A 5,184-nucleotide genomic window follows, 5' to 3' on the forward strand; every position below is an offset into this window, starting at 1 on the left:
CGGCGACCACCCCGCTGATCGCCGCCGCGCCCGCGCAGGCGGCCGGCGCGGCCCGGCCGCGCACCTGGGACCTCACCCTCCTGGGCACGTCGGACACGCACGGCAACGTCTACAACTGGGACTACTACCGCGACGCCGAGTACGACGACAGCAAGCAGAACGACATCGGCGTGGCGAAGCTGGCGACCCTGATCAACCAGATCCGTCGGGAGCGGCGCGGCAAGGCCACGCTCGTGCTCGACGCCGGCGACACGATCCAGGGCACGCCGCTGGCCACGTACTACGCCAAGCAGGAGCCGATCACCGCCACCGGGGAGAAGCACCCGATGGCACGGGCCATGAACGTCATCGACTACGACGCGGTGACGCTGGGCAACCACGAGTTCAACTACGGGCTGCCGTTGCTGGACCTGTGGATCCGTCAGCTCGGCTTCCCGGCCCTCGCCGCGAACGCCGTCAACGCGAAGACCGGCAAGCCGGCCTTCCTGCCGTACGTCATCAAGAAGGTCTCCCTCGGTTTCGCCGCGCCGACCCTGCGGGTCGGCATCCTGGGGTTGACCAACCCCGGTGTGGCCATCTGGGACAAGGGCAACGTCGAGGGCAAGCTGCGCTTCGACGACATGGTCGCGACCGCCGCGAAGTGGGTGCCGATCATGCGGGCCCGCGGCGCGGACCTCGTGCTGATCTCGGCGCACGGCGGTGACAGCGGCACGTCCAGCTACGGCCCCGAGCTGCCGAACGAGAACCCGGTGGCGCTGATCGCCCAGCAGGTGCCGGGGATCGACGCGATCCTCTTCGGTCACGCGCACAACGAGGTGGTCGAGCGGTTCGTCACCAACGAGCGCACCGGCACGCAGGTGCTGCTCTCCGAGCCGTCGAAGTGGGGCCAGCGGCTCACCCGGATGGACTTCACGCTCACCCGTGAGCGTGGCCGGTGGGCGATCACCAAGAAGGCCGCCACCATGCTGAACACCAACACCGTGGTCGAGGACCCGAAGGTGCTCGCCGCCGTGCGGGCCCAGCACCAGAAGACCGTGGCGTACGTCAACCAGGTCGTCGCCACGTCCACAGTGGAGTTGTCGGCGGCGGAGTCACGGTACAAGGACACGCCGATCCTGGACTTCATCAACCACGTGCAGACCGAGGTGGTCGGCGCGGCGCTGGCCGGCACGGCGTACGCGGACCTGCCGGTGCTGTCGATCGCGGCGCCGTTCAGCCGGACCGCCGTCTTCCCGGCCGGCGACGTGAAGATCCGCGACGTGGCCGGCCTGTACGTGTACGACAACACCCTCGAGGCGGTCGTGCTCAGCGGCGCCGAGGTGCGCGCCTATCTGGAGTACTCGGCGAAGTACTTCCGTACGTTCGCGCCGGGCGCCCCGGTCGACCCGGAGCAGATCAGCGACCCGGCGGTGCCGGACTACAACTACGACGTCTTCTCCGGCCTGGACTACGACATCGACATCTCCAAGCCGGTCGGGCAGCGGATCACCCGGCTGGTGCTGGCCGGCACCGACACCCCGGTGGCGGACAACGCGCAGTTCGTGGTGGCGGTGAACAACTACCGGCGCAGCGGCGGCGGCAACTTCCCCGGCATCGTGAAGACCCAGGTCTACAACGCGCAGCAGGAGATCCGTCAGTTGCTCATCGACTGGGCACAGGCCAAGGGGACGATCGACCCGGCCGACTTCTTCCAGCCCAACTGGCGTCTGGTACGCGAGGGCGTGCCGGTCTTCTGACCGCAGCGCATCACCAACGGGCCGTGGGTGGCGACACCTGCGGCCCGTCGCGCGTTTCTCAGCCCTGCACGTTCCAGCGGATCGGGTCCTCGGACTCCTCCGGCCGGTCGCGCCCGGGATCGGTCTCGGTCAGGGCCACCCGCTCGTCGGGACGGACGGCGGGCGGCAACTCCCCGAACCGCGCGTGGCGCAGAAACGCGTACTCGTCGTCGGTGAACGGCTGCTCGGTCATCAGCGCCTCCTCTTGCTCCAGTGTGATTGTCCGGCGGCCGGGCCGGTCGACACCAGTAGGCGCGGGCACACCCCGTAAGGCGTCCTAGGATCCTGGGTGAGCCGTGGTGGCCTGGCGCGATGGATGGGACAACCGGTCCAGCACCGCGAGGGCCGCCCGGATCGGGCGGCGGCGCAGCATCTCGTCGAAGCTCGCCCGCCCCTGGCAGAACTGCACGAACATCCGCCAGCCCGGCGGGGTCGCCAACAGGGCGTGGAACACGTCCGGGCGTCGGGTGAACACGTCGAGCAGCCGGAACCCCGCCCGCATCTCCGGCAGCAGACGCTCGGCCACCGCCCGCTCGTACCCGGCCAGGTCACCGTCCGCGACCGCCGCTCCGGCCAACTCCCCGGAGCGCAACGCGAAGCTGATGCCCTCCCGGCTCCACGGCTCCAGCAGCCCCGCCGCATCCCCCACCACCAGCACCCGGCCGTTGCGCAACGGTGAATCCTCCGCGCGGCAACGGGTCAGGTGACCGGAGTCGTGCTCCGCCGGCAACCCGGTCAAACCCAACCGGTCGACGAACCGCCGCAGGTACTCGCGGGTCCCCTCCCCCGCCCCCCGCGCGGCGATCACACCGACGGTCAGCCGGTCACCCTTGGGAAAGACCCAGGCGTACGAGCCCGGCATGTCGCCCCAGTCCAACAGCAGCCGGCCCCGCCAGCGCTCCTGCTCCGCGGGCGGCACCGGAATCTCCAACTCCAGACCCAGATCCACCTGCCGGTACCGCACCCCCACGTGCCGACCGGTCACCCCCGACGAGCCGTCCGCCCCGATCACGGCACGAGCCGCGATCGTCGTACCGTCGGCCAGCCGCAGGCGTACCCCCTCGGGGTCCTGCTCGATCGCGCGGACCGCGACCCGCTCCCGCAGCTGCGCGCCGGCGGCGACCGCCGCCGCGCGCAGCCGGTCGTCGAACTCCTCACGGCGCACCATCGTCACCACCGGACTGCCGTTGCGGCGGGTGAACTCCCGACGGCCGTCGCGGGTGAACGTCACCCGGTCCACCCGGTCGTGCGCGGGCACCTCGATCCGATCCTGAACGGCCGCCAGCGAGGTGCCGATCAGGCCACCGCCGCAGGTCTTGTACCGCGGGTGAACTGCTCGCTCGACGACAAGAGTGGAGACGCCCGCACAGGCAGCGGCGTGCGCCGCGGACAGCCCCGCGGGGCCGGCGCCGACAACGACGAGATCCCAAACGATCACGGAAGCAGCCTAGGGCACCTCCCCGGCCGCACCGCCGGCCGTCGCGACCGCCCGATCGGGTGTGCATCTTCGGGCACCGAGGGGGTAACCGGCGCACGGCAACCGCCACCGCGGTGGCGGACGAGCACAAGGAGGAACCATGCAGCAGGTGCAACTGTCGGAGGCCGAGCAACGGGTGTACCAGGCGGTCACCACCCTCGAGGCACGCGGGCAGGTGCCGTACCCGGACCTGATCGCCGAGGAATCCGGGCTCACCCAGGAGCAGGTGGGCAGCCCCCTGCACCTGCTCACCGAGAAGGGCCTGCTGCACCGCGAGGACTCACCGATGGCCGGCCTCGACTTCGGTCCCCGGTTCTGCGCCCGCCAGATGGCGTGACCGACGGAACCACCCGACACGGTTCGCCCCCCGAAGACCCGGGTAGCGGTCAACCATTGACGACCGAGGGTCGACGGGGGGCGCGATGAGCGCGGCGCAGACGCCGCAGCCGGTGACAGCGGCCGAGAATCGCCGACGCTGGCAGGCGGTCGGCGTCGGACTCGTCGCCGCGTTCATGACGCTGCTCGACGTGAGCATCGTCAACGTGGCCGTGCCCTCCATCGACCGGGCGCTGCACGCGTCGTCGAGCGACCTGCAGTGGATTCTCTCCGGGTACGCGCTCACCTTCGGCCTGGCGCTGGTGCCCGCCGGCCGGTTCGGCGACGCCCGCGGTCGGCGCAACGCGTTCGTCTTCGGCATCGCGCTGTTCACCATCACCAGCGCGCTCGCCGGCCTCGCCACCTCCCCGACCTGGCTGGTCATCGCCCGACTGCTGCAGGGCGCCGCCGCCGGCGTCGTCAACCCGCAGGTCATCGGGCTGATCCAGCAACTGTTCCGGGGGCCCGAACGTGCCCGCCCGTTCGGGTTGCTCGGCGCCACCATCGGCATCTCCACCGCCGTCGGGCCGTTGCTCGGCGGACTGCTCATCGCCATCGGCGGCGACGAACACGGCTGGCGCTGGGTCTTCTTCGTCAACGTGCCGGTCGGTGTCCTCGCGGTGATCCTCGGCTGGCGGCTGCTGCCCGGCCGAGCCGGCGGCCAACCCGGCTGGCATCGACTCGACCCCGTCGGCGTCCTACTGCTCGGCGTCGGTGTGGTCCTGGTCCTGCTGCCACTGGTGCAGGAGCAGCAGTGGCGGACGCCGTGGAAGTGGGCGCTCATCCCGGTCGGCCTGGCGGTGCTGGTCGCCTTCGGGCTCTGGGAACGACGGTACGCACGCCACCACCAACCCCTGTTCGACCTCCGACTGTTCAGCTTCCAGTCGTACACGCTGGGCTCGATCCTGGCGCTCGTCTACTTCGGCGGCTTCACCGCGATCTTCTTCATCTTCACCCTGTTCCTGCAGATGGGGCTCGGCTACAGCGCCCTCGTCGCCGGCCTGGCCATCACCCCCTTCGCCCTCGGCTCGGCGGCCGCCGCCGTGCTCGGTGGCCGCATCGTCAACCGTTTCGGCCGACCACTGGTCGCCATCGGACTGCTCACCGTGGTGGTCGGACTGGCCGCCACGGTGATCGCACTGCACCTCTTCCCGGGCGCCCCCGCGCCCTGGGTCACCGCCGGCCCACTGCTCGTCGCCGGCATCGGCAGTGGGCTGGTGATCGCCCCCAACCAGACGATCACCCTCTCCGAGGTGCCGGTCGGGCAGGCCGGCAGCGGCGCTGGCATGCTCCAGACCGGCCAGCGGATCGGCGCCGCCGCCGGCATCGCCGCCGTCGGCTCCTTGTTCTTCTCCACGTTGGCCGACAGCCGCGGCGACTGGACCAACGCCTTCGAACAGTCCCTCATGCTCGCCACCGGCATCATCGCGCTCGCGCTGATCACCGCGCTGCTCGACATCTGGCGGAGCCACAACCACAAGAACTGACCGGGGTACGCCGCTGGCCGGCACCCGGGGTTGCCACACCCTCGGGCAGCCGGTCCCGATGGCACAGGCC

The 5,184-nt window shown here is 70.8% G+C and carries 5 protein-coding genes; 3 read left to right on the forward strand and 2 right to left on the reverse strand.

The window, feature by feature from the left end; genetic code table 11:
• On the forward strand, nt 1-1,736 hold a 1,736-nt coding region (locus ABZ794_RS33780), incomplete at its 5' end, for a 5'-nucleotidase C-terminal domain-containing protein (protein WP_357519482.1).
• 58 nt (nt 1,737-1,794) lie between these two features.
• On the opposite strand, the gene ABZ794_RS33785 is transcribed toward ABZ794_RS33780, so the two are convergent.
• Both ABZ794_RS33785 and ABZ794_RS33790 read right to left on the reverse strand, forming a co-directional pair.
• Nucleotides 1,795-1,968: a hypothetical protein gene (locus ABZ794_RS33785; RefSeq protein ID WP_167362358.1), complete on the reverse strand. Its 174-nt coding sequence runs from the start codon at nt 1,966-1,968 to the stop codon at nt 1,795-1,797.
• Nucleotides 1,969-2,052: 84 nt separating this feature from the next.
• A complete protein-coding gene (locus tag ABZ794_RS33790) occupies nt 2,053-3,213 on the reverse strand; it encodes a geranylgeranyl reductase family protein (protein WP_238688912.1) in 1,161 nt (386 codons plus the stop codon).
• A 139-nt stretch (nt 3,214-3,352) separates the two neighbouring features.
• Here ABZ794_RS33790 and ABZ794_RS33795 point away from each other — a divergent pair, with 139 nt between their 5' ends.
• Entirely contained in the window at nt 3,353-3,589 is a 237-nt protein-coding gene (locus ABZ794_RS33795) for a hypothetical protein (protein WP_112587077.1), read from the forward strand.
• An 85-nt stretch (nt 3,590-3,674) separates the two neighbouring features.
• Complete coding sequence (locus ABZ794_RS33800; RefSeq protein ID WP_210783768.1) at nt 3,675-5,114, forward strand: MFS transporter; 1,440 nt, start codon at nt 3,675-3,677, stop codon at nt 5,112-5,114.
• The last annotated feature ends 70 nt before the right edge of the window (nt 5,115-5,184 follow it).

This window comes from Micromonospora sp. NPDC047187 (assembly GCF_040643355.1).
GTDB classification, from domain to species: Bacteria; Actinomycetota; Actinomycetes; order Mycobacteriales; family Micromonosporaceae; genus Micromonospora; species Micromonospora salmantinae.

Bases quoted from the DNA above. Each gene is read 5' to 3' on its own strand.
- ABZ794_RS33785 (WP_167362358.1), bottom strand. From the start codon at position 1,968: ATGACCGAGCAGCCGTTCACCGACGACGAGTACGCGTTTCTGCGCCAC.
- ABZ794_RS33795 (WP_112587077.1), top strand. From the start codon at position 3,353: ATGCAGCAGGTGCAACTGTCGGAGGCCGAGCAACGGGTGTACCAGGCG.
- ABZ794_RS33800 (WP_210783768.1), top strand. From the start codon at position 3,675: ATGAGCGCGGCGCAGACGCCGCAGCCGGTGACAGCGGCCGAGAATCGC.